This is a genomic window from Nocardioides sp. L-11A (genome assembly GCA_029961745.1).
Classification (GTDB): domain Bacteria; phylum Actinomycetota; class Actinomycetes; order Propionibacteriales; family Nocardioidaceae; genus Nocardioides.
In genome coordinates, this window is sequence record CP124680.1 from 1,240,040 (window position 1) to 1,261,525 (window position 21,486).

Below are 21,486 nucleotides of genomic sequence, written 5' to 3' on the forward strand. Positions count from 1 at the left end.
GCAGTCGCCTAGGAAGCCAGAGGTGCTGGGCCGTCCGCGATCTCCGCCGGCGCAGCGTCCTCCTCCGGCAGGAGTCGGTGCAGCCACCCCGGCAGCCACCAGTTCACGTCGCCCAGCAGCCTCATGGCGGCCGGCACGAGCACCAGGCGCACGACGGTCGCGTCGAGGAGGATCGCCGTGGCCAGGCCCACGCCCATCATCTTCACCGCCGGGTCGCTGCCCAGGACGAATCCCGAGAAGACCGCCACCATGATCAGCGCGGCCGCGGTGATCGTGCGACCGGTTCCGGCGATCCCCGCGATGACCGCGCGGGTGTTGTCGCCGTGACGGCGGTACTCCTCGCGCACCCGCGAGAGCAGGAACACCTCGTAGTCCATGGAGAGGCCGAACAGGATCGCGAACATGAACAGGGGGATGAACGACACGATCGGCACCGTCGACTCCACGCCGACCAGGCCGGCCGCCCAGCCCCACTGGAAGATCATGACGAGCACGCCGTACGCCGCGCCGACGCTCAGCAGGTTCAGCACGACCGCCTTCAACGGCACCAGTACCGACCGGAACATCACCGTGAGCAGGAGGAAGGACAGCAGCAGCACCGCCACCACGAAGCGCGGCATCCGTTCCTGCACCCGGTCGCCGAGGTCGGCGAAGGTGGCGGTCTGACCGCCGACGTGAGCGGTCGCGCCGGTGCCGTCGAGCACCGTCGGGAAGACCTCGCCGCGGAGCCTCGCGACGGTCTCCTGGGTGGCGACGTCCTGGGGCGATGTGGTCGGCTGCGCCATCAGGGTCGCCACGCCCGCGGTGGGATCGACGGCGGGGGTGGCGACCGAGGCGATGCCCGGGTCGGCTGCGACGGCCGCGGCCAGCGGCGCCACCACGGACCTGTCCCGGGAGATGTCGACCGCGATCACCAGCGGCCCGTTGGCCCCGGGGCCGAACCCGTCGGCGATCAGGTCGTACGCCCGGCGCTCGGTCGTCGACCCGGGCTTGGTCCCGTCGTCGGGGAAGCCCAGGTCGAGCGCGAGGACGGGTGCGGCCAGGGCGATCATGAGGACCGCTCCCGCGGTGAGGTACGCCGCGGCGTGGCGGGTCACGTGGGTGCCCCAGCGGGTCCAGCCGGAGCTCGGCCGGTGTGCCCCGTCACCGGCCCGTCGCCGGCGACCGTTGATCCGCTGGCCCGCCAGTCCGAGGAGCGCCGGCAGCAGGGTGACCGAGGCGAGCACCATCACCAGTACCGTCGCGGAGATGGCGACCCCGCCGCCGGTCACGAACGGGATCCCCGCGACGAGCAGTCCGAGGATCGCCACGACGACGGTGCCGCCGGCGACGATCACCGCCTGTCCCGCCGTCGCCAGAGCCCGGCCGGCCGCTTCGGCGACCGGCATTCCCAGGGCCAGGTTCTCGCGGTGCCGGGTGACCAGGAAGAGCGCGTAGTCGATGCCGACGCCGAGGCCGACCATGGCCGCGAGCTGCGGCGCCCACATCGGGATGTCGATCAGGTAGGTCACCAGCTTCATCGAGGTGATGCCGATGACCAGGCCGAACAGCGCCATGCCGATCGGCAGCCCCATCGCGACGAAGGAGCCGAAGGCGATCAGCAGGATGATCATCGCGACGACGATCCCGGCTACCTCGCCGAGACCGGTGGGTTCCTCGAACGCGAAGAACAGGTCGCCTCCGGCCTCCAACGTCAGCGATGACTCCTCACGCAGGTCGGCGACGGCGTCCTTGAGGTGGTCCAGGTCGGAGGCATCGAGATGCTCGAGCGCGGGGTACTGCACGCGCACGAGTGCGATGGTGCCGTCCGGCGAGATGCTGCTGGTCGTGCCGAGCACCCGCGGGAGTGACTGGAGCGTGGTCTCCACCGGGGTCAGCCGCGCGGCGGCATCCGGGGCCTCGAGGACGACATGGGCGGTGACCCCGCCCTCGTCGGCCTGCGCTCCCGCGAGCAGTTCCGCGGCCTGGGAGGAGTCGAGGCCGGGGGCGTCGAAGCCCTCCTCGAGGTCGCGCCCGAAGGCGACGGAGGAGGCGACGACGACGAGCGCGAGGACGACCCAGGCGCCGATGGCGGTCCAGGGGTGGGTCGCGGCGGACCGGCCGAGCCGGTGGAGGAGAGGGGACATGCCTCCACGGTGGCCCGTCGGCGAGAGGCGTACATCGGGCCAAGGAGTGGGAGTGTCCTCGGCCGAAAGGACGAGGGGCGGCTCCTCCTTGTGCCCGCTACGACGAGCGCCGTCGCTCTCTAGGCTGAGGCGGTGCTCGCCGTCTTCGTCCGCTCGATCCTCGCCGAGCCCCGTGCCCCGGACCCGCCCGTGCGGGTGTGGTGGGACTGGGCCCTGGTCACCGCCCTGCTGGTCACGGCCGTGGGCGAGGCGATCTTCCGCTCCGACGTACCGGCGCGACCGCTGGCCACCGCGGTCGCGCTCCTGGTGATCCCGGTCCTGCTCTGGCGACGTACGCATCCGCTCCTGGCGACGGCGATCGGCTTCGGCGGCGCGATGGTGCTGAACCTCCCCCTGCTCCTCGACGACGTCGCGGACGTGGGTCTCCACGCCATGGCCTGCGTCCTGCTGTTGCCCTACGCCTTGTACCGCTGGGCGTCCGGCCCCGAGGCGCTGGTCGGCACGGCGATCGTCGCCGTCCCGGCCGGTTTGGCTCTCGCGTCGACCGAGACCCCCCTCGGGGACGTGATCGGCGGCACCACCGTGCTGGTCGCGGCGTTCGCCCTGGGGGCCGCGATGCGCTACCGCGCGGTCGCGCGCCAGCGCCAGGTGCAGCAGGTCCGGACGCTCGAGCGCGGTGCGCTCGCCCGCGAGCTGCACGACACCGTCGCGCACCACGTGTCGGCCATCGCACTCCAGGCCCAGGCGGGGCGGGCGGTGGCCGGCACCGACCCGGCCGCGGCGGTCGAGGCGCTGGCGGTGATCGAGGTGGAGGCCTCGCGGACCCTGCACGAGATGCGCACGATGGTCCGGGTGCTCCGCGACGGCGGGGCCGCCGACGCCGAGCCGGTCGGCTATGGGCCGCAGCGCGGAATCGACGACCTGGACGAGCTGACCCGGATGAGCCCGGTGGTGCGGGTGCGCATCACCGGGGACCTCGCCGGCCTGCCGCAGCCGGTGCAGGTGGCGGTCTACCGCATCTGTCAGGAGTCGGTCACCAACGCGATCCGGCATGCGCGCAACGCCACGGCGGTCACGGTGGCCGTCACCGGCGACGTCGACGTCGTACGGTTGCGTGTGCACGACGACGGAGAGGCGGCCCGCCCCGCGACGACGGTGGGGTACGGCCTGCTCGGCATGGCGGAGCGGGCCAAGCTGCTCGGCGGGGCCTGCCAGGCCGGGCCGGACCCGCTCGGCGGCTGGACCGTCGAGGCGACGCTCCCACGGGAGGTGCCGCGATGAGCATCCGGGTGGTGGTCGCCGACGACCAGCTCCTGGTCCGTACCGGGCTCACCATGATCCTCAACGCGCAGCCCGGCATCGAGGTCGTCGGCGAGGCGACCGACGGTCACGAGGCCGTGGCCGTGGCCCGCGAGCTGCGTCCCGACGTCTGCCTCTTCGACATCCAGATGCCCGGCATCGACGGCGTCGAGGCCACCCGCCGGCTCGCCGGCCCCGGGGTCGAGGATCCGCTCGCGATCGTGATCATCACGACCTTCGATCTCGACGAGTACATCCTCGGCGCCCTCAAGGCCGGCGCCCGCGGCTTCCTGCTCAAGGACGCCGGGCCCGAGCTGCTGGCCCAGGCGATCCACGCCGCCGCGAACGGGGATGCGCTCATCTCGCCCGACATCACCCGCCGCCTGCTCACCACACTGGCCGGACTGGAGCGATCCTCCCGCCCGGCCCAGCCGATCGAGCCGCTCACCGAACGCGAGGAAGAGGTGCTCCTCACCGTCGCCCGCGGCCGGACCAATGCCGAGATCGCCGCCGAGCTGCACATCACCCTGAGCACGGTGAAGACCCATGTCGGCGCGCTGATGAACAAGCTCGGCGCCCGCAACCGGGTCGAGGTCGCGATGTGGGCGTACGAGACCGGGCGGGTCAGGGGATAGGGCAGCTGACATCCGTTCGTGTCGATGCGGTGCGCACGCGCCTCGTTGCGGCGGATCGACGCAGATCCGGGAGTCCCTGTCGATGTTTGGCGTCGAGGTCCAGCTCGGGCATTCCAAGGACATCGTCATGCTCGCCGTCCGTCGCAGCAGGGTCCGCATCCGGTCAACTCCTCGATCACGGGCCACGGCCGCGACCTCCTGGAGGAAATGCCCGGTGGCCGGCCCGGTCACACCTGCCGCGACCGGTCCGCGGCGACCAGCAGCTCGACCGCCGGTACGTCGGCCGGCGCCCACGGCAGGTCGAGGAGGTCGGACGCCGGGAGCCAGGCCACTGCGGCGTGCTCCGTCAGCACCGGCGTCCCGACGACCAGGTCGCACTGGAAGGTCGTCAGGGTCACGATCCCGAAGCCGTAGGCGTGCGTCGTGGTCGTGAGCTCGGCACCGACGGCGATCTCGCAGTGCAGCTCCTCGCGGATCTCCCGTTCGAGGGCCTGTCGGGTGGTCTCGCCGGTCTCGACCTTGCCGCCGGGGAACTCCCACAGCCCGCCCGTCTCGCCGCCGGGCCGGCGCTGCGCGCACAGCACGCGGCCGTCCCGCACGATGACGGCGCCGACGACCTCGATCTCCATCCGCCGATGGTCGCAGGTCGATGCCCGAGAATGGATGCATGGTGTCCCTCAAGTACGCGGTGGTGGAGCGCGAGCGGCGGTTCCTCGTGGCGGCGGTCCCGGCGGGCGTGAGCGAGGTGTGGGAGATCGAGGACCGGTACGTCGACGGCTCGCGCCTGCGCCTGCGGGAGGTGCGGGGGCCGGACGGCGTCGTGGTGCGCAAGCTCGGGCACAAGGTCCGGCTCGGTGAGGGGCCGGCGGCGGTCGCGTGCACCTCGCTCTACCTCGACGACGCGGAGTGGGCGCTGCTGTGGGACCGGCTGCCGGGGGAGGTGCTGCGCAAGCGCAGGCACCACGTGCACCGCGACGACCTGCACGTCGTGGTCGACGAGCTCGAGGACGGCACCCTGCTGGCCGAGATCGACGACGGCGACGCCGCGCCGCGGGCGGTGCCCGACTGGCTGGAGGTCGTGGCCGACGTCAGTGCCGACGAGGGCTGGACCGGAGGAGCACAGGCCGGGCGGGTGGCGCGGTGACCCATCGTGCCGACGTCGTACGACGAGCGCGGGCGCTGCTGGGCCGGACCGTCGTCGGCCACGGGGTGAGCGTGCGGATCACCGAGGTGGAGGCGTACGGCGGATGCGAGGATCCGGCGTCCCACGCGTTCACGCGCACACCGCGCTCGGAGATCATGTACGGCCCGTCGTACCGGCTCTATGTGTACCGCTCCTACGGCATCCACTTCTGCGCCAACGTGGTCACCGGGCCGACCGAGATCGGGGCCGCCGTGCTGCTGCGGGCCGGCGAGGTCGTCGACGGGCACGACCTGGCCCGGTTCCGCCGTGGTGCGGCCCCGCCGGAGCGCGACGTGCAGTTGGCGCGGGGGCCGGGCAATCTCGCCCAGGCCCTGGGCATCACCCTCGATGATCTCGGCACCGACCTGCTCGCGGAGCGCGAGCGCGGTGACGACGGGGAGTTCACCGGCGTCCGCCTCGGTCCGGAGCGCCGCGGCCGGGCGCGGATCGCCAGCGGCCCCCGGGTGGGCGTGTCGAAGGCCGCGGACGTGCCGTGGCGGTTCTGGTTGGAGGGCGACCCGACGGTATCGGCGTACCGCCGCAGCCCGCGCGCCCCGGCGCCCGGCTGACCCACTCAGCGAGCGGGGACGATCCGCTCCACGAGCCCGGACACCAGCGTGTCGAGCCCCTCGGGGCCGTCGGTGTGGAGGCCGGGAAGGGTGAGGTGCTCGAAGAGCAGGCCGGTCATCGCGAGGTAGAGCGCCCGTGCGGCCTCGGGGCCGCCGGGGAAGCCGCCCTCGACGTGGTCGGCGGTGATCGCCTCGAGGTTGGCACGGAACCGGGCGGTGAACACCTCGCGCAGCGCCGGCTGGCGCGAGGCCTCCATCCGCAGCTCGAACAGGGCGAGGTGACCGGCCCGGTCCGCGTCGGCGCGCTCGACGAGGTCGCGCATGAGCGTGGCCTCGAGCTCGCGGGTGCGCGGAGCGTCGAGCCGGTCGGCGACATGGGCCGGGTCCGGAGTGAGGCGGGCGAAGACGTGGTCGCAGAGCTCGCGCAGCAGCTCGTCGCGGGAGCGGAAGTAGTTGGACGTCGTCCCGGTCGGCGCTCCCGCCTGCTCGTCGACCCCGCGGAAGGTCAGGCCGCGCGCGCCGACGGCGGCGAGCAGGTCGGTGGCGGCATCGAGGAGCTCGGCGCGACGTGCGGGGTTGCGGGCCATGGTCGCATCCTGCCGGAGACGGCCGTCGAAAACAACTACGCTTGACGTACTCCGAATGTAGTGGTTGAGTCTCGGTCATGCCCCAGTTGACCTACTACATCGGCGTCACCCTCGACGGTTTCATCGCCGGTCCGCGCGACGAGGTGGACTTCTTCGGGCTCTCCGACGACTTCCTGAGCTTCCTCGCCGACGAGCACGCCGACCTCCAGCCCGGCCACCTGCGGGCCGCCCTCGGAGTGGCCGACGCGCCGGTGAAGCGCCACGACACCGTCGTGATGGGCCGGCGCACCTACGATCCCGCGCTCGACGCCGGCATCGCCGATCCCTACCCCCACCTGCGCACTGTCGTCCTCAGCGGCTCGCTGCCCGCCGCGGAGGCTCCGGTCGAGATCACCGCGGAGCCGCCCCTGGAGGTCGTCCGCCGGCTCAAGGCCACCGACTCGCCCTACGACGTCTATCTGGCCGGCGGTGGCCGGCTGGCCGGTGCGGTGAGCGCCGAGATCGACCGGCTCGTGGTGAAGAAGTACCCCGTCGTCGCGGGGAGCGGGATCCGGATGCTCGAGCGGCCGTTCGCGCCCGAGGCGTTCCGGCTCGAGGACGTGCGGACGTTCGAGAACGGCTGCGCGGTGCTGGAGTACGCGCGCCAGTAGGCTTCGCGCCCGTGACCACTGACTCCACCACGCCGTCGACGTACCAGAACGTCACCCTCGATCCGCAGGCCAATGTCTACTTCGACGGCGCCTGCGTGAGCCACACCTTCCACCTCGCCGACGGCACCCGGAAGTCCGCCGGCGTCATCTTCCCGGCGAGCCTCACCTTCGCCACCGCGGCGCCCGAGGTGATGGAGCTGAACGCCGGGGCGTGCCGGATCCGGCTCGCCGGCACCGAGGAGTGGCGGGAGTACGGCGCGGGCGAGTCCTTCAGCGTGCCCGGCGACTCGTCCTTCGACATCGAGGTCGTCGAGACACTCGGGTACGTCTGCCACTACGGCTGATCCGCCCGCGGGGGATGCAACCCCGGGACGCCCGCCGCACGTGTAGGGAGCATGAGACCGAAGGCCCGCGACGCCGAGTTCGAGGATTTCGTACGCCGCCGCCGCTCCCACCTGCTCGGCACCGCCGTGGTGCTGACCGCCGGTGACCACCATCTCGCCGAGGACCTGGTCCAGGGCGTGCTGGTGCGGCTGTACCTCGCTTGGGGTCGGGCCACCCGACGCGGCGGCGTCGACGCGTATGCCCGCCGGGCGCTCGTCAACGCCTTCATCGACCACCGCCGGCGTCCGTCGGTGGCCCGGGAGACCGTGACCGCCGAGCTCCCGGACCGTCCGGCGGGGCCGGTGTCGCTCCCGCTCGGCGAGGACGCGGTGGACGCCGACCTCCTCGCGGCCCTGCGGGCGCTGCCTGCCCGGATGCGGGCGGCCGTGGTGCTGCGCCACGTCGCCGACCTCAGCGTCGAGGACGCCGCGGATGCGCTCGGCTGCAGCCCGGGCACGGTCAAGAGCCAGACGGCTCGCGGTCTCGCCAAGCTGCGGGAGCTCCTCCCGCAGGCCGCCCCTATTCCGGCAACCCCCTACCCAGGAGACCCGTCATGACCGACGCCCCCGACCTCATCGACCGGCTGCACCGCCTCGGCGGCACCGAGCCCCGCACGCCCGACGAGACCGTCCGCCGCGACCTCGCCCGAGGGCGCGGCGCCTCCCGGCGCCGTGCCCTGCGGGTCGCCACCGCCGGCCTCACCCTGGCCGCCGTCGCGGGCGTGGGGGTCGCGGTCGCCGTGAACGCCGACCGGACGCCGGCTTCGGCTCCCTCGATCGCCGCGCCCGGCGCGGAGACCGGCGCGGGGACCGGCGTCACGACCGGCGTCGAGCTCGTCGCCTACACCGGGGCGCAGCAGCCCGGATTCGTCGTGGCGAAGGTGCCGGCGGGCTTCGTGCTGGAGGGCGCGACGGCGTACAACCTCAACGTCGCCCGGGCCGCGGACCACAGCGGGCTCGACGTGTTCGAGGACAAGCTCGTCGTGATGCTCGAGTCGTCCTCGGTCACCGGTGAGCCGGAGGGGGCGCCCGTCGCGGTCGGCGGCCACGACGGCTGGCTGCGGACGTCGGAGGACGGCGCGCAGATCCTGACCTACGACGACGGCGAGCACCGGGTCGTCGTCCAGGCGTGGGAGACGCTGGGCCTCAGCGACCAGCAGGTCGTCGAGTTCGCCGAAGGGGTCACCGTGACCGCCGAGGCCCAGGCCGGAGTCGGCTGAGGCGGTTGCGGATTCATCACGGTATGTAGCCGCCCAGTCGCTTCTGTAGCGGAGCTCCGCTATAGAAGCGGAGATTCACCTACATACCGTGGTGAAGCCGCACCCCGCGAGCCCCGAGCAGCCCGAGGCCCCTGTGGAGAGCGCCGACGCCGGACTCCGATCTGACGCAGGCTCGGGGGATGACCGACGACGACATCCCGCCCCTCCTCCCGCCGGATCAGATGCCGCCCATCAGCGACCAGGCCGCCCTGCACCACCTGTGGCGGGCGTTGATGGGCCGGCTCGGGTTCGCCCAGCCGCAGTTGTGGACGCTGTTCCTCGACGGCGACCGGCCGCTGCACCTGACGGAGGTCGTCGGCGTCCCGCTCGAACCGGTGCCCGACGACATCGACAACCTGCGGGTGCTGACCCGCCACGCCCTGGAGCACGACCTCGCGTGCGCCTTCCTCTATGCGCGGCCGGGCCCGATGACCCGGACGCCGGGCGACCTCGCCTGGGCGCGCGGGCTGGCCACGCTCGACGGTCGTTGGCCGGTGCACCTGGCCAATGACGTCGAGGTGCGGGTGGTCTCGCCCGACGACCTCTGCGGCGGGTCCGGGCCGCCGGCCCGGGGTGCACTCTCCTGACGTGGTGGGGCAACCGTCGCCGGGCGTCAGCCCAGCCCGCTCAGATCGTCCGGTACGTCGACCGAGTGCTCGCGCAGCACCTCGATCGGGATCAGCCGCAGCGCCCGCTCGTTGGTCGACGCGAGCACGACCGGGGCGGCCGCGCCGTCGGCGTACGCCTGCAGCCAGCGGGCGGCGACGACGCACCAGCGGTCGCCGGGACGCAGGCCCGGGAACCGCCACTCGGGGCGCGGCGTGGAGAGGTCGTTGCCGACGGCCTGCTGGTGGGCGAGGAAGTCCTCGGTCATCACGGCGCACACGGCGTGGATCCCGATGTCCTGCGGTCCGCAGGAGCAGTTGCCGTCGCGGAGGAAGCCGGTCATCGGGTCGGTCCCACAGGGCTGGAGCGCGCCGCCCAGCACGTTGCGCTCGCCGTCGCCGCCACTCGCCTCGGTCACGAGTCGAGTATCGCGGATCGGGTCAGCCGCAGTTGTCGCACACGCCCGTCGCCGGCAGCGCCATGAAGCAGGTGGGGCAGATCGCGACCACGGGCTCGGCGACCACCGGCTTGGCGGGCGGCTTGGGCTTGGTGGCCCGGGGGGCGCGGGCGGGCTTGGCGCCGGCGGCCGGCACCCGGCTCTCGCGGACCACGGGCACCGGAGGCGCCTCGACGACCGGGGGCGTCCAGCCCGGCGGGGGCGGGTCGGTGATCCCGAAACGGGCCAGGATCTCCCGGGCCGCCTCGGTCGGCTGGTGCTTGGGCCGGGTGACGATGTCGAACGGCGAGGAGGCGCCCTCGAGGAAGGTCTGCGCGTCGGGGCGCAGGGTGGCCGGCGGACGGCGGTGCCGCCAGCGCTGCGGGGTGACGCCCTTCTGGGTGATGGTCACCAGCTCCGGACGGTCCCAGGCCACGAGCGCCCAGTCGTCGTGGTGGCTGGTCGCCCAGACGGCGAGCGCGACGTCCCCGGCCTCGGCGGCGGCGCGCAGCGCGATCCGCTCCGGGTTCGAGAACCGGCCCTTGACGTGCAGGACGCCCGGCACCGGCTCGGTGACGTCGTACTCCTCGCCCTGCAGGTGGTCGATCAGCTTCGCGAGGTCAGGCGTGTTCTCCATCGCCCCCGAGCCTACTCCGAGGGCAGACTGGTCGGACGGGCACAGTCGGAAGGAGGGCGGCGTGGCCAGTTCCGGGACCGACGAGGGCGCGCCTGCGCTCCTCGTCGTGATGGGGGTGTCGGGCTCCGGCAAGACCACGGTCGGCGCCGCGGTCGCCCGACGGCTCGGTGTTCCCTACGCCGACGCCGACGACCTCCACCCGGCGGCGAATATCGCCACGATGGCGACCGGGGTCCCTCTCGGCGAGCACGACCGCCGCCCGTGGCTGGAGCTCGTCGGCCGGTGGCTCGCGGACCACGATGAGTCCGGCGGCGTGATCAGCTGCTCGGCGTTGCGCCGTACTCATCGCGACCTGCTGCGTGCCGCCGCGCCGCGGGTCTCCTTCCTCCACCTGCACGGGACCCGGACGGCGATCGCCCGCCGGCTCGCCGGCCGGACCGGCCACTTCATGCCGCCCGCGCTGCTCGACTCCCAGCTGGCCACCCTGGAGCCGCTGGGCGCCGACGAGGACGGCACGGTCCTCGACCTCGACCAGCCCGTCGACGTCCTGGTCGAGGCGGGCCTGCGCCGGCTCGGCGGCTGAGCGGTCGCGCCCCTCGAACGATGCGGTGCGCGCTGCCAGACTGGCCGGGTGAACGCACCGGCACGCGAGATCGCGGCTCCGCCTGTCATCCTCCTGGTCTCCGGCGACGAGATGGACGTCCTCGCCGAGCAGTTCCACCGCTACGAGCGCGAGTACGACGTCCGCGCGGCCCGCAGCGCCGCCGAGGCCAACACGGTCCTGAAGGAGGCGCGCCGGTCGGGGCAGCCGGTGGCGATGATCGTCACCGAGTCCCGGCTGCCCGACGAGCAGATGCTGATGGCGATGCACGACTGGCGCTCCCTCGTGCCGACCGCGCGGCGCCTCGTGGTGATCCCGATCAGCCGCTTCGGCGAGGAGAGCGCCGCGCTGCGGCCCTACCTGCAGAAGGGCAAGTTCGACACCTACCTCGTGCTCCCGCAGGGGCGGCGCGACGAGGAGTTCCACTACGCGATCACCGAGCTGCTCAGCGACTGGGGTGCGACTGTCGCGACCTCCGAGATCGACTCGGTCCGGATCGTCACGCCTGACGCCCGCCCGCTTGCCCTGGCCATCCGGGACTTCCTCGACCGGCAGGGGATGCCGCACCGCACCTACGCCCCCGACACCCCACAGGGGCAGGAGACGCTGGCGCGGCTCGACGGGCCGCCGTCGTACCCGCTGGTGCACCTGACGTCCGGTGCCTTCGCCGACCAGCCGGTGCTCATGCCGACCTCGACGCGGGAGCTCGGTGCGATGCTCTACGGCCGACCCTCCGACATCGAGGTCGACACGGTGGTCGATCTGGCTGTCGTCGGCGCCGGACCGGCGGGCCTCGCCGCCGCGGTGTACGGCGCGTCCGAGGGCCTGTCGACGGTCGTGATCGAGTCGGAGGTGATCGGTGGGCAGGCCGGCACCAGCTCGATGATCCGCAACTACCTCGGCTTCCCGCGCGGCATCTCGGGCCAGCGGCTCGGCCAGCGGGCGCGCACCCAGGCGATCCGCTTCGGGGCGCGCTTCTTCACCGGCTGGCCGGTCGTCGAGCTGCGGCCCGGCGCCACCGGCGAGCCGCACACGCTGGTGACCGACGGCGGCGAGGTCCGCGCCCGGTCCGTGCTGGTCGCCTCCGGCGTCGCCTACCGCCGCCTCGGCGTCGCGCCGCTCGAGGACCTGGTGGGCGCGGGCGTCCACTACGGCGCCGCGATGACGGCCGCCCGGGAGATGGAGGACCGCGACGTGTACGTCGTCGGCGGCGGCAACTCCGCCGGGCAGGCGGCGGTCCACCTCGCCCGGTTCGCCCGGTCGGTCACGATCCTGATCCGGCGCGAGGACCTGGCGGCGACCATGTCGACGTACCTCATCGAGGAGATCGCGTGGAACCCGCGGATCGACGTGCGGCCGTGCACGGAGATCATCGACGGTGGCGCCGACGACAGCGGGCAGCTGGGCTGGCTGCAGCTGTGCGACGTCCGCACCCGCGTGGAGGAGCGGGTCGCGGCCGGCGGGCTGTTCCTGCTGATCGGCGCGGCTCCGCACTGCGACTGGCTGCCGCCCGACGTACGCCGCGACGAGCACGGGTTCGTGCTCACCGGTCGCGACGTCCCGGGCGAGTGCTGGATCGACGGGCTCCCACCCGAGAACCTCGGCACCTGCGTGCCCGGCATCTTCGCCGCCGGCGACATCCGGTCGGGGTCGATGAAGCGCGTCGCCTCGGCCAGCGGAGAGGGCGCCTCGGCAGTCTCGCTCGTGCACGGATATCTGGAGGGGCTGCGGGTACCACCCGCGCCATGACCAGCGGAATCGACCTGGGTCGCCCCACGTCGGGCGATGTCATCGACCTGATCACCGACGATCACCGCCGCTTCGAGCTGCTGTTGTCCCAGCTGCGGCTCGGCACCGCCGACCGCGACAGTCTCCGCCGCGCGTTCGCCGACGTCCTGGTGGCCCACGGCGACGCCGAGGAGGAGATCGTCTACCCGGTGCTGCGCACGACCGCCTTCGACGTGGGCGAGCACGACGTCGAGCACGGCCGGGAGGAGCACGCCGAAGGCAATGACGCCCTGCTGGTGCTCCTCGAGCTCACGGGCACCGACACCCAGGCGTTCGCCGATGCCGTGGAGGAGCTGAGCAACCTCGTGGCGCACCACGTCGCGGAGGAGGAGCTGAGCATCCTCGAGCCGGCCCGCACCGAGGTCTCGACCAAGGTCCGCTGGGACCTCGGCGGCAAGTGGGCCGCGCGCCGCAACCAACTCATCGACGAGGGCTGCGGCACCGTCGAGAACGTACGCCGCAAGGTCGCCGCCGCCCAGCGGGAGGGCCTGCTGCAGGACGTGTGAGCGGGCCCCGAGGCGCAGGAAGCCTCGGGACCCGCGGGTGGACGACTGCTTCCGCAGGCGGCACGTCCAGGTCCTCAGGGCACACTCCCACATGTGTTCCTGAGGGTCTGGTCCGGCGGGAGGGCCGGAATGGCGGAACGTCGTCCGGGATCAATTCAGCCACACCGACGGTCCCTGTAACGCGCTGTGACGCCAACGCGCTGAGATCGGGCCCGAAGTTGCGATGCAGGTGACAACTGTCGGTGTGACGGCGGCGGTGACGGTGCCCTTTTCTCGCCTGTGAGTGAGGTCGTGGTGCCCTCGGCTCAGCCCTCCCGGTCGAGCTGCTCCGCGAGCGCCCGGACGAGTCGGGCCGCGGACTCGCGGGTCAGTGTCAGGCGGGGCAGGCGGGTCTGGGCGGGCTCGACGGTGACCCAGTCGGTGGGGTCGTCGAGCCGGCGTCGGATGTGGATGATCAGTTCGAAGGCGTCGGCCGAGGCCGCCGCGAGGACGGTGTCCGCGGTCGCGCCGATCACCGGCAGGTAGGTGGCCTCGCTGGCGTGGTAGCGATCCTTGGGGTGGTCGTCCTCCTCGTGCTCCCGCGCACACCAGGGGGGACACGGCTCCTGCAGCCAGGCCGGTCGTCCGTCGTCCACCATGTGCCTCCGATCTCGGGTGAGGTGTCGCCAGGGAAGAGGACTGTAGGAAGGAGTGCCGACAGGAAGGGCGCCGGCGAGGCAGTTGTCCACAGGTGCGCGAGACATACCCGTATTCCCATACCAGTATGGTCGGCGTACGGACCGGGAGCAGCCAAGGTGAGGGGCGTGCCTCGACGTGTTCCTCCTGCCGAGTGGGCGGCCTATGCGCGCGAGGTGGGCCACAACCTGAAGCGGGCTCGCGCCGCGCTCGGGTTGAGCCAGGACGACATCGCCTTCCGCGCGGGCATAGCGCCGAACACCTACCAGAAGTTCGAGAAGGGCGAGTCCAAGCCCGGCACGCCTCTCAACCCGGAGCTGCTGACCATGGTCGCGCTCAGCCAGGCGCTCGAGGTCGAGGTCGGCGACCTGCTGCCGCCCGGCGCGCCGGATCTCACCCAGGGTCTCTGATCGGGCGGGCCGAGGTCTGTCCACAGGCGGCCGGGAGCCGGTGGCGAGCTGGTCCTCGGCCACCTAGGATTTCGGCAACGTCGCGGACCAGTGGAGGAGAGCGTGATGTCCAGCCAGCCCGGTGAGATCGGCCGCAAGGTGGGCCAGCTCGGTGACGACGTCACGTTCATCTACGAGCAACTCGACAAGCTGGACAAGCGACAGGAGCGATTCGAGCGCGAGGTGGCCAGACGTTTCGATGGTGTCGACCAGCGTTTCGATGGTGTCGACCAGCGTTTCGACGGTATTGACCAGCGTTTCGACGGTATTGACCAGCGTTTCGACGGTATCGACCAGCGTTTCGATGGCATCGACGCGACCCTCGCCGAGCTGCTGCGCCGGATGCCGGATCGAAGCTGAGCCGGGAGTCTGGGGTCGCTCGACTCGTCGCTCGTCGCCCTGCGGCGGGTCAGGGACGACAGCGCATGGCCGGTGCGCCGTGGTCGGGGGTGAGACACGGCTGCGCCGCTACCGGCGTACCCGGACCGTGGCGCTCGCGGGCAGGTAGCGCGGGTCGCCGGGGTAGGTCACGGTGACCCGGTAGCGCTTGCCCGGCCGCGGGAGGCGGACCACGGCGCGGCCGTCGGTGAGCGCCGCGGTCACGATCTTCCCGCGCCGCTGGACGGTGACGACGCCGGCTCCGGCACCCTGGTCTCCCCGCACCACGACCCGCAGCCGCGGACGCCCCTTCTTGTCGCGCTTCTTCAGCACCTTCAGCTTGAGTTCGGGCGCCGTTCGCGTGGCTCCGGCGCTCGGCGGCGTCGGTAGGGGCGCGACGAAGGGCGCGGAGGTCGCGATGCCCGGTGTGACGCCAGTGGCCGAGGCGGTCACCCGCACCGTGATCTCGCGACCGAGGTCCGCGTCGGTGAGGCGATAGGTCTCACCGGTGGCGGCGGTCGAGAGACCGTCGTCGCCGGTGGTGAGGATCGGCTCGCCGTCGCGCAGCCACAGCCAGTGGTAGGCGAGATCCGCCCGCGCCCAGCGCCAGGTGCCGCTGTCGGCGGTGAGACGGGTGCCTGCTCTCGGAGCAGGGGCGTCGCCGGTGATCTTGGGCGGGGTGAGATTGATGGCGGCGCACGAACCGGTAGCCCCGACCGTGTACCCGTTGTCGCAGGCGCGGTCCGGGGGCGTCAGCGCCTGCTGGGCGAGCAAGTCCCGCGGCACCAGTGAGAAGCCCTGCCAGTGCACCGGCATGGGGGACTGGTCCTCATCGCGCGGGATGTGGTGGAAGCCGACGCTGACCCAGGCGACGGGGTCGGTGAGCGGTTCGGTCTCCGCGGCGACGTAGTCGAGAACCGACTGCCCAGGACAGCCTGAGTTGAGGTTGCCCGACGCGTACTCCTGGCACGCATGATCGTTCGTGAAGCTGACCGGTGGCCGGGTGACCGGCAGATAGGGATTCTGGATGGCGTCGTTGACGATCTCGTACGAGCGCGGGTGGCCATCCGCGTTGACCGATGCCGGGTTCAGCACCCGCCACCAGGTGGTGGCGGGGGAGTCCTCGGCCGTGAACGCCTGGTATCGCACGGTGCCCTCACCGCGTACCAGGGTCGGACGCTCGGGGTCGACCTCGTAGTCCCACTGTTGGACCTGCTGATCGCCATTGTCGATGGCGAAGTCGACGCGGTAGATGGCGTTGTGCCAATGGGAGCCGGCGGAGCGGTCGGTCTGAGGGTTCCCGTCCGGGCCGATCGGCCAGCCAAGGGCGGGTTCGGTGGGGAAGAAGCCCTCGCCCGGAGCCAGGTCGCCGGCGGCCCCGAGACCGACGGTGATGGCGCCCTGGTCCGTGAAGCTGATCTTCTGCTGGTACTCGTACCAGCCGGCCTTCGACAGGGAGGAGACCTCGAGTGCCCGTCCCTGCTGGGTGTAGCGGTCGCCGGAGTTGGCCCAACCCTCCTGCGAATGCCAGCCGAGTCCGGTCTCGGCCTCACGCAGGCAGATCCCGGGGATGGTTCGTTCGACGAGCTGACTGCCGCGGAGGAAGGACTGCTCGATGTCCATCGTGTCGCCGTCACAGGTGGCCGGCGTCTGCGGTAGTAGTTGGTCGTCACCGAAGCCGACCTCGGTGATGTCATCGAAGGCGGGCCCGCCGTTGTCGTAGGGCACGTGGAGACTGGCGAGGTAGAGCGAGCCGATGGCGCGGATCCAGCCGGCGTCCTCGTCGCGGCCTTGCCCAGCCTTGAACTGCACGTCCTCAAGCACGAGGCCTTTGAACGGATGGATCCGGACGCACATCCGCCAGGCGGATCCGGTGGAGAGTTCGCGCGTCACCAGAGCCGACCCACAGGCCGGCTCCTGAGCGCCGGGGGCGCGCGTGGCCGCGAGCGCGGGTCCGGTCATGCTCATGCCGGTCAGCAGCGCCGCGCCGAGCAGCGCAACCGAGCACGCCGATGCGACCAGTCGAGATGAGAGCCGGCGTCCGTCAGCCACGGCTCTGCGCACCGGTCGGCAGAAGGGTGACTGTGCGCCGGCTGAGGTTCACCACGAGGTCCTCCGTGCTCAGATACTGGCCTGACGGCAGGGCCACCAGCAGTTGCACGCAGCGCTCGGTGCCGCACGCTCCGGCAGCACCCGAGCTGGGTGGATCCGGAGCGGTGCCGTCGTGACTGTGGGGCGTCCAGGCGCCGCCGATGACCCGCACCTCGTCGCCGGTGAGGAGCGGTAGGCCGGTCAGTTCGCGGAACTGGTCGACGAACGCGGGGGCTGGCATAGCCGTGAGCGCGAGGTCGAGCGCCACCTGTGTCTCGGCCACGGACGGTGGTGGCTGGATGCCGGTGAGCGACTCCTCGGCGATCACCGTGCCGGTCGGCAGGTCAACAAGGAACTGGTGCAATCGGTCGTCGCGGTAGTCATAGGCCGAGACCTGCGCCCGCCGGCGACCGTCGCGTTCAGAGGGCGCGGGCAGGTCGGTTGCGAGCACCTCGGCTCCGGGCTCGTCCAGCACATTACGCGTGGAGGAAGTCAGGGAGGTGAGTGCCAGGCTGATGGCGTAGCCGCGCTCGGCGGTGCTCAACGGAGCGCCGGGCTCGCGCAGCACGGGACGCCTCTCGGGGAGGGCGCCGTCGCCGGCCACTGTGAACTCCCCAGTGCCAGCGCCGGAGCCGCTGCCCGGAGCGCCGGGCGAAGGTGACCACTGCAGGACCAGACCACCTGCGATCAGGGAGACTGCGGCGGCCGCGCTGATCAGAAGTCGACGAGGCATGGCCCAGCGTCGCCCGTCGTCGCGGGGCCGGTGGCCCGATCGCCGCGAGGCCTCGACATCCGGGCCCGAACTGCTCATCTCGGTGACAAGTCTCGGCCCGGAGATTTCAGAGTGGCCGGCCGCTGCACGCCATCGCGCGCAGGTTCGGCAGTGGCTGACAGGTACCGGGAGACGCTCAGGTCAGTCGATAGGTGAGGTCGAAGTCGCACTGTTCGCCGGTCTTCCACAGTGCGACGCTGGACTTGAGCACCAGGGTCATCTGGAGCACGATGTCGGGGTCGCGCAGGGAGTCGCCGAGGAGTTCGTTGATCCGCCTCCACCGGTAGCGGACGGTCTGGGGGTGGACGCCGAGCTCTGTCGCGAGCGCGCTCGCGCTGCCACGGGTCTCCGCCCAGGCCAGCAACGTCTCGGACAGGATGGTGCGCGACGTGGCCGGCTCGGTGAGGAGCGGCCGCAGCACCTGTTGACACAGGTGGCGTCGCAGAGACGGTTCTGCGTGCAGCCAGAGTTGGGTCGCGTGATCAGCGCAATCGATCACCGGACGCGGCGCAATGACGCCGGCTCGGGTGAGGTCTAGGGCGCGTTGACACCAGCGCAGCGCCGAACCGGCCTCCGTCACCGCCACCGGCCAGCTCCGCGCGATGCGCGCACCGGAGTCCGAGCGACTGATCTGCTCGACAACGGTTGCCTGGCTCTCCTCCGGGCAGAGGACGAGCACGCTGCGGGGTTGGACGTGGACCAGAACCTCTCGGCGGGTCGGTATGACCGGCGGGTCGCGACGGTGCGCGATGGCCAGTGCCACGACCCTCTCGGGAAGCGGCCAGCGGGCGAGCTCGGCCAGGTCCCGCAGTTCTCGGTCGTCGAGCCGTTGGTCCGGCCCGGGACGGGCTCGGGGCCGGGTGTCTCGCAGCAGCCGGAACAGTCGGACCCGCGCAGTGCCGGGGTCGCGCCCACGTGCCTCCTGCGCGAGATCGAAACCCTCGCCGAGGAGGCGGTGCAGGTGTGCCAGGAAGTCGAAGAGGGTATCGGCCAGCTCCCGGAGAGCCGCGCCGGACAGGTCGTGATCGACGGCAAAGTCGGCGAGATACCGCCAGGAGCACTGGGTCGCGGTGTGCATCGCGGTATCGATCGACTCCCGGCTTCCGCCTCGACGCCCTTGGGCGTAGCCGAGGCCGCGGAAGATCTCGTCGACCTGATGGGCGCGCTCGGGCTGGCGGGATGCGCCGTCGAGGAAGACCTGAGCTGCGGCCCGCGATGCCGCGATGAGAAGTCGGTGCCGCCGCGTCCCGGCGCGGCCCGCATGTGCCGGTACGGCGTCTTGGACCTGGCGGACGATGGTGGAAGTGGCCCGGGTCATCTGTGGCCGCAGCGCATTCGCCATGGGCGGTGGCGACAACTGGCCCGTCGCACCGGCGACCGTTCCCGGTCCGGGCTTCCGTCTTCGATTGCTGTCCATGTCCCGTAGTCGTCCCTCTGCCGTCCGGTGTCGGTGCCTTTCAGCGCAGTCCCACCGTGACCGGCCGCGAGCTCGTCCCTCTCTGAGGGTGCGCCGCATTGACGCTGAGTTGAGTGACCAGCGTCACATGTCCCGGGTCCGTGGAGCGGGTTAGCTACGCGGGCTGGTCGTCCGGATCGGGAATTGCTCATCCAGTTGACAACGCCTGGGTCCAAAGGCCCGGTCGGACGCGGTTCGCTTTCACGGAAGCCGCCGCAGGGCCGGGAGCCGCGAAGCGCGGCTCCCGGCCCTGCGGGAAACGGAAGGTCAGACCTTGACCTAGACCTAGACCTAGATCTTGATCTTGGCCTAGACCTTGACCTTCACCTTGATCTTGCCGGCGTCCACCGTGGCGGAGCCGGAGTAGGTCCACGTAGCCTTGTACGTGCCTCGCTTGAGCTTCTTGAGCTTGACCTTGGCGACACCGTCAGCGCCGACGGTCACCGTGACCTTGTGTGCCTTCGAGCCCTTGGCCTTGAGCTTGAGCATCACGGTCCCGGCAGCAGAGGTGCCGGTGTCCGTGTCGACGTCGAGGTTGAGGACGGCCTTCTTCGCCATCGCCTTGGTCTTGCCCTTGACCTTCGTCTTGCCGGCCTTCAGCGTGCTGCCGGCCTTGCTGACCGCCACCGTCGTTGCCGTCGAGACAGACGGGTCGGTGGCGGAGTCTCCGGCGTAGCTCGCGCTCAGGCTGTGGGCGCCCACGCTCAGGTCAGCGGGAAGCTTCCAGGCGGCCTTGCCGCCGGAGAGGGCGGCGGTGGTGGTCTTGCCGTCGAGGGTGAAGGTTACCGAGCCGGTGGGTGTTCCGTCCGGGGCGGCGACGGTCGCCGTGGCGATCCGGGCGGCGCCGTAGCCGCCGGCGGCCGGAGCGACCGCCAGCGTGGTGGTCGACGCCACGGTCGCGGGCGTGACGGGGCCGACCTCGGTCGAGATCGACTCGACGTCGACCGAGCCGCGGGTGGCCGTCGTCCGGTAGCTGATCATCGAGCCGATCAGGTCCTCGTCCAGCTCCAGCGCGGTGTCGTCGGCGCCGGCGATCGGGTCCCCGTCGGCCAGCCACTGCCCGGTGGCCGGGCTGTCCGGCTCGAGCGACAGGACGGCGGGCGCGGCGGTCAGGGTCTGGCCAACCCTGGCGGTCCCGGTGACAACCGGAGGCGTCACCAGGTGAAAGTCGGTGACCACGGCTGCGGCGTGGTACTGGGAGACGGACACGGCTGCGACCTGCTCGCCGTCGAGCGACGGCGGAATGTCCGTGATCGCAGCGGTCGGCCCCCACGCGTGGACCTCGCCGTCTTCTGTCACAGCGAGAGCGTTGCCGTCGACGTCGAGCGCGACGACCCGCTTGCCGGTCAACGCAGTGGCGACAGGCGCTGGGATCGGAGGGGTGAAGCCCCAGACCCTGATGGTGCCATCCTTGAGGATGGCGCCAGCAGATCCGGCTCCGCCCGTAGCGATCTGGGCGACGTTGCCCTGGATCTCCGGCGGCGTCGTGGCCAGGCCCAGGTCGACGAACGTGCCCCATTCGCTGATCTCGCCGTCAGCGTCCAGGGCCAGCGTGAGGGCGCCAGCTGCCGACACGTCCACGAGGCCCGTGAGGCCGGCCGGGGGGGCGGGGTTGGTAGCCGGGTCGTGTGCTGTGCCCCAAGAGGACAGAGTTCCGTCGGTGGTCACGGCGTACACATTCTGTCCGCTGACGCTGACTGCCTGAGCGCTCAAGCCGCTGGGCACGGTCTTGAAAGCCGGATTCGCGCCCCAGGCCACAACGCTCCCATCGCGCTTGAGGACGGCACCGCCATTGCCGATCAACGAGACAGCGGCTGCCCCGGTGAGATCGTCTGGGGCCAACTGCACGTCGCCGCCGCTGTCGACTCCCCAGACGTGTAGGGCACCGTCGTCGGTCACTGCGGCCGAGGCCTTGGTGCTTGTCGCGAGGTCCACGACTTGCTTGCCGTCCAGTGAGTCGGGGAGGTCGAGGGCATCCGGGACAGTGCCGGCGTCTCCCCACGCCTCGAGGTAGCCGGTTCGGTCGGCAGGAAGCGGTGCCGGGTCGGCGTAGGACGGCAGGCTGGTCAGCCCAGCGAACAGAGCGCCGGTCGCGGTCGCGGCCAGCAGGGGTCGGATTCTCATGTACGTGTCTCCAGGTCTGCGATTGGTGACCTGATCGTGCTCATCGCGACCCGTGGGTTGGTGGGCTTCGGCTGAGGATCGACGACATAGGCCCGGAAGTTGTGATGGGCGTCATAAACGGAGCCCCAACGGCCGAGGCCTGTCCGAGCAGGTGCCGCCCGCAAGTCCGTCTCTGGATTGAGAAGAGGCGCGATCGGGCGCACGTTCGACGGCTTTCGGAGGGTGGTCGACCTCCGCTTCTCAAAGGTCGGTCCTGTCAGAGGTGAGGTCTGGATG

General features: G+C 71.6%; 24 protein-coding genes. 14 read left to right on the forward strand and 10 right to left on the reverse strand.

Annotated features, from left to right (window positions below):
* Positions 1–8: 8 nt before the first annotated feature.
* The gene (locus QJ852_05745; protein ID WGX97941.1) at positions 9–2,126 is read right to left on the reverse strand and encodes an MMPL family transporter; all 2,118 of its coding nucleotides are present in this window, start codon (positions 2,124–2,126) and stop codon (positions 9–11) included.
* Between the two features lie 132 nt (positions 2,127–2,258).
* On the opposite strand from QJ852_05745, the gene QJ852_05750 reads away from it, so the two are divergent.
* Both QJ852_05750 and QJ852_05755 read left to right on the forward strand, forming a co-directional pair.
* The gene (locus QJ852_05750; protein WGX97942.1) at positions 2,259–3,407 is read left to right on the forward strand and encodes a histidine kinase; all 1,149 of its coding nucleotides are present in this window, start codon (positions 2,259–2,261) and stop codon (positions 3,405–3,407) included.
* Complete coding sequence (locus QJ852_05755) at positions 3,404–4,060, forward strand: response regulator transcription factor (protein WGX97943.1); 657 nt, start codon at positions 3,404–3,406, stop codon at positions 4,058–4,060. Before QJ852_05750 ends, QJ852_05755 begins: the two co-directional genes overlap by 4 nt.
* A 227-nt stretch (positions 4,061–4,287) precedes the next feature.
* Here the strand turns inward: QJ852_05755 and QJ852_05760 are convergent, their stop codons facing one another.
* Positions 4,288–4,689: a (deoxy)nucleoside triphosphate pyrophosphohydrolase gene (locus QJ852_05760; GenBank protein ID WGX97944.1), complete on the reverse strand. Its 402-nt coding sequence runs from the start codon at positions 4,687–4,689 to the stop codon at positions 4,288–4,290.
* A 38-nt stretch (positions 4,690–4,727) separates the two neighbouring features.
* Here QJ852_05760 and QJ852_05765 point away from each other — a divergent pair, with 38 nt between their 5' ends.
* Positions 4,728–5,204, forward strand: a complete 477-nt coding sequence (locus QJ852_05765) for a hypothetical protein (protein WGX97945.1) — start codon at positions 4,728–4,730, stop codon at positions 5,202–5,204.
* Positions 5,201–5,812: a DNA-3-methyladenine glycosylase gene (locus QJ852_05770; GenBank protein ID WGX97946.1), complete on the forward strand. Its 612-nt coding sequence runs from the start codon at positions 5,201–5,203 to the stop codon at positions 5,810–5,812. Before QJ852_05765 ends, QJ852_05770 begins: the two co-directional genes overlap by 4 nt.
* A 5-nt stretch (positions 5,813–5,817) precedes the next feature.
* On the opposite strand, the gene QJ852_05775 is transcribed toward QJ852_05770, so the two are convergent.
* Entirely contained in the window at positions 5,818–6,399 is a 582-nt protein-coding gene (locus QJ852_05775; protein WGX97947.1) for a TetR family transcriptional regulator, read from the reverse strand.
* A gap of 77 nt (positions 6,400–6,476) precedes the next feature.
* Between QJ852_05775 and QJ852_05780 the strand changes: the two genes are divergently transcribed.
* From QJ852_05780 to QJ852_05800, 5 genes are all read left to right on the forward strand, one after another.
* Positions 6,477–7,049 (forward strand): dihydrofolate reductase, encoded by a 573-nt coding sequence (locus QJ852_05780; protein ID WGX97948.1) that lies wholly within the window; start codon positions 6,477–6,479, stop codon positions 7,047–7,049.
* 11 nt (positions 7,050–7,060) lie between these two features.
* A complete protein-coding gene (locus QJ852_05785; protein ID WGX97949.1) occupies positions 7,061–7,393 on the forward strand; it encodes a pyrimidine/purine nucleoside phosphorylase in 333 nt (110 codons plus the stop codon).
* Between the two features lie 51 nt (positions 7,394–7,444).
* Positions 7,445–7,990 (forward strand): SigE family RNA polymerase sigma factor, encoded by a 546-nt coding sequence (locus tag QJ852_05790; GenBank protein ID WGX97950.1) that lies wholly within the window; start codon positions 7,445–7,447, stop codon positions 7,988–7,990.
* Positions 7,987–8,652 (forward strand): hypothetical protein, encoded by a 666-nt coding sequence (locus QJ852_05795; GenBank protein ID WGX97951.1) that lies wholly within the window; start codon positions 7,987–7,989, stop codon positions 8,650–8,652. The genes QJ852_05790 and QJ852_05795 overlap by 4 nt, the downstream gene beginning before the upstream one ends.
* Positions 8,653–8,831: 179 nt before the next feature.
* Complete coding sequence (locus QJ852_05800) at positions 8,832–9,278, forward strand: hypothetical protein (protein WGX97952.1); 447 nt, start codon at positions 8,832–8,834, stop codon at positions 9,276–9,278.
* Positions 9,279–9,304: 26 nt separating this feature from the next.
* On the opposite strand, the gene QJ852_05805 is transcribed toward QJ852_05800, so the two are convergent.
* Entirely contained in the window at positions 9,305–9,715 is a 411-nt protein-coding gene (locus tag QJ852_05805; protein ID WGX97953.1) for a DUF2237 domain-containing protein, read from the reverse strand.
* A gap of 22 nt (positions 9,716–9,737) precedes the next feature.
* Positions 9,738–10,370, reverse strand: coding sequence for a hypothetical protein (locus tag QJ852_05810; protein ID WGX97954.1), 633 nt, complete (start codon positions 10,368–10,370; stop codon positions 9,738–9,740).
* 109 nt (positions 10,371–10,479) lie between these two features.
* Between QJ852_05810 and QJ852_05815 the strand changes: the two genes are divergently transcribed.
* Genes QJ852_05815 through QJ852_05825 form a run of 3 tightly spaced genes read left to right on the forward strand, consistent with a single transcriptional unit; the run spans position 10,480 to position 13,265 of the window.
* Positions 10,480–10,953 carry a gluconokinase gene (locus QJ852_05815; GenBank protein ID WGX99535.1) on the forward strand — a complete coding sequence of 158 codons (474 nt, stop codon included), beginning with the start codon at positions 10,480–10,482 and terminating at the stop codon, positions 10,951–10,953.
* Between the two features lie 48 nt (positions 10,954–11,001).
* Positions 11,002–12,720 (forward strand): FAD-dependent oxidoreductase, encoded by a 1,719-nt coding sequence (locus tag QJ852_05820; GenBank protein WGX97955.1) that lies wholly within the window; start codon positions 11,002–11,004, stop codon positions 12,718–12,720.
* On the forward strand, positions 12,717–13,265 hold the full coding sequence (locus tag QJ852_05825) for a hemerythrin domain-containing protein (GenBank protein ID WGX97956.1): 549 nt from the start codon (positions 12,717–12,719) through the stop codon (positions 13,263–13,265). Before QJ852_05820 ends, QJ852_05825 begins: the two co-directional genes overlap by 4 nt.
* Before the next feature lie 305 nt (positions 13,266–13,570).
* Here the strand turns inward: QJ852_05825 and QJ852_05830 are convergent, their stop codons facing one another.
* Positions 13,571–13,900, reverse strand: a complete 330-nt coding sequence (locus tag QJ852_05830; GenBank protein WGX97957.1) for a hypothetical protein — start codon at positions 13,898–13,900, stop codon at positions 13,571–13,573.
* Positions 13,901–14,068: 168 nt separating this feature from the next.
* On the opposite strand from QJ852_05830, the gene QJ852_05835 reads away from it, so the two are divergent.
* Positions 14,069–14,350 carry a helix-turn-helix transcriptional regulator gene (locus QJ852_05835; protein WGX97958.1) on the forward strand — a complete coding sequence of 94 codons (282 nt, stop codon included), beginning with the start codon at positions 14,069–14,071 and terminating at the stop codon, positions 14,348–14,350.
* 105 nt (positions 14,351–14,455) lie between these two features.
* Positions 14,456–14,749, forward strand: coding sequence for a hypothetical protein (locus QJ852_05840; GenBank protein WGX97959.1), 294 nt, complete (start codon positions 14,456–14,458; stop codon positions 14,747–14,749).
* Between the two features lie 108 nt (positions 14,750–14,857).
* Here QJ852_05840 and QJ852_05845 read toward each other — a convergent pair whose 3' ends face one another.
* The 4 genes from QJ852_05845 to QJ852_05860 form a co-directional block, all read right to left on the reverse strand.
* Positions 14,858–16,819 (reverse strand): hypothetical protein, encoded by a 1,962-nt coding sequence (locus QJ852_05845; protein WGX97960.1) that lies wholly within the window; start codon positions 16,817–16,819, stop codon positions 14,858–14,860.
* Positions 16,812–17,426 (reverse strand): hypothetical protein, encoded by a 615-nt coding sequence (locus QJ852_05850; protein WGX97961.1) that lies wholly within the window; start codon positions 17,424–17,426, stop codon positions 16,812–16,814. The genes QJ852_05845 and QJ852_05850 overlap by 8 nt, the downstream gene beginning before the upstream one ends.
* A 340-nt stretch (positions 17,427–17,766) precedes the next feature.
* Positions 17,767–18,972 carry a helix-turn-helix domain-containing protein gene (locus QJ852_05855; GenBank protein ID WGX97962.1) on the reverse strand — a complete coding sequence of 402 codons (1,206 nt, stop codon included), beginning with the start codon at positions 18,970–18,972 and terminating at the stop codon, positions 17,767–17,769.
* 423 nt (positions 18,973–19,395) lie between these two features.
* Complete coding sequence (locus QJ852_05860; GenBank protein ID WGX97963.1) at positions 19,396–21,021, reverse strand: Ig-like domain repeat protein; 1,626 nt, start codon at positions 21,019–21,021, stop codon at positions 19,396–19,398.
* Positions 21,022–21,486: the final 465 nt, after the last annotated feature.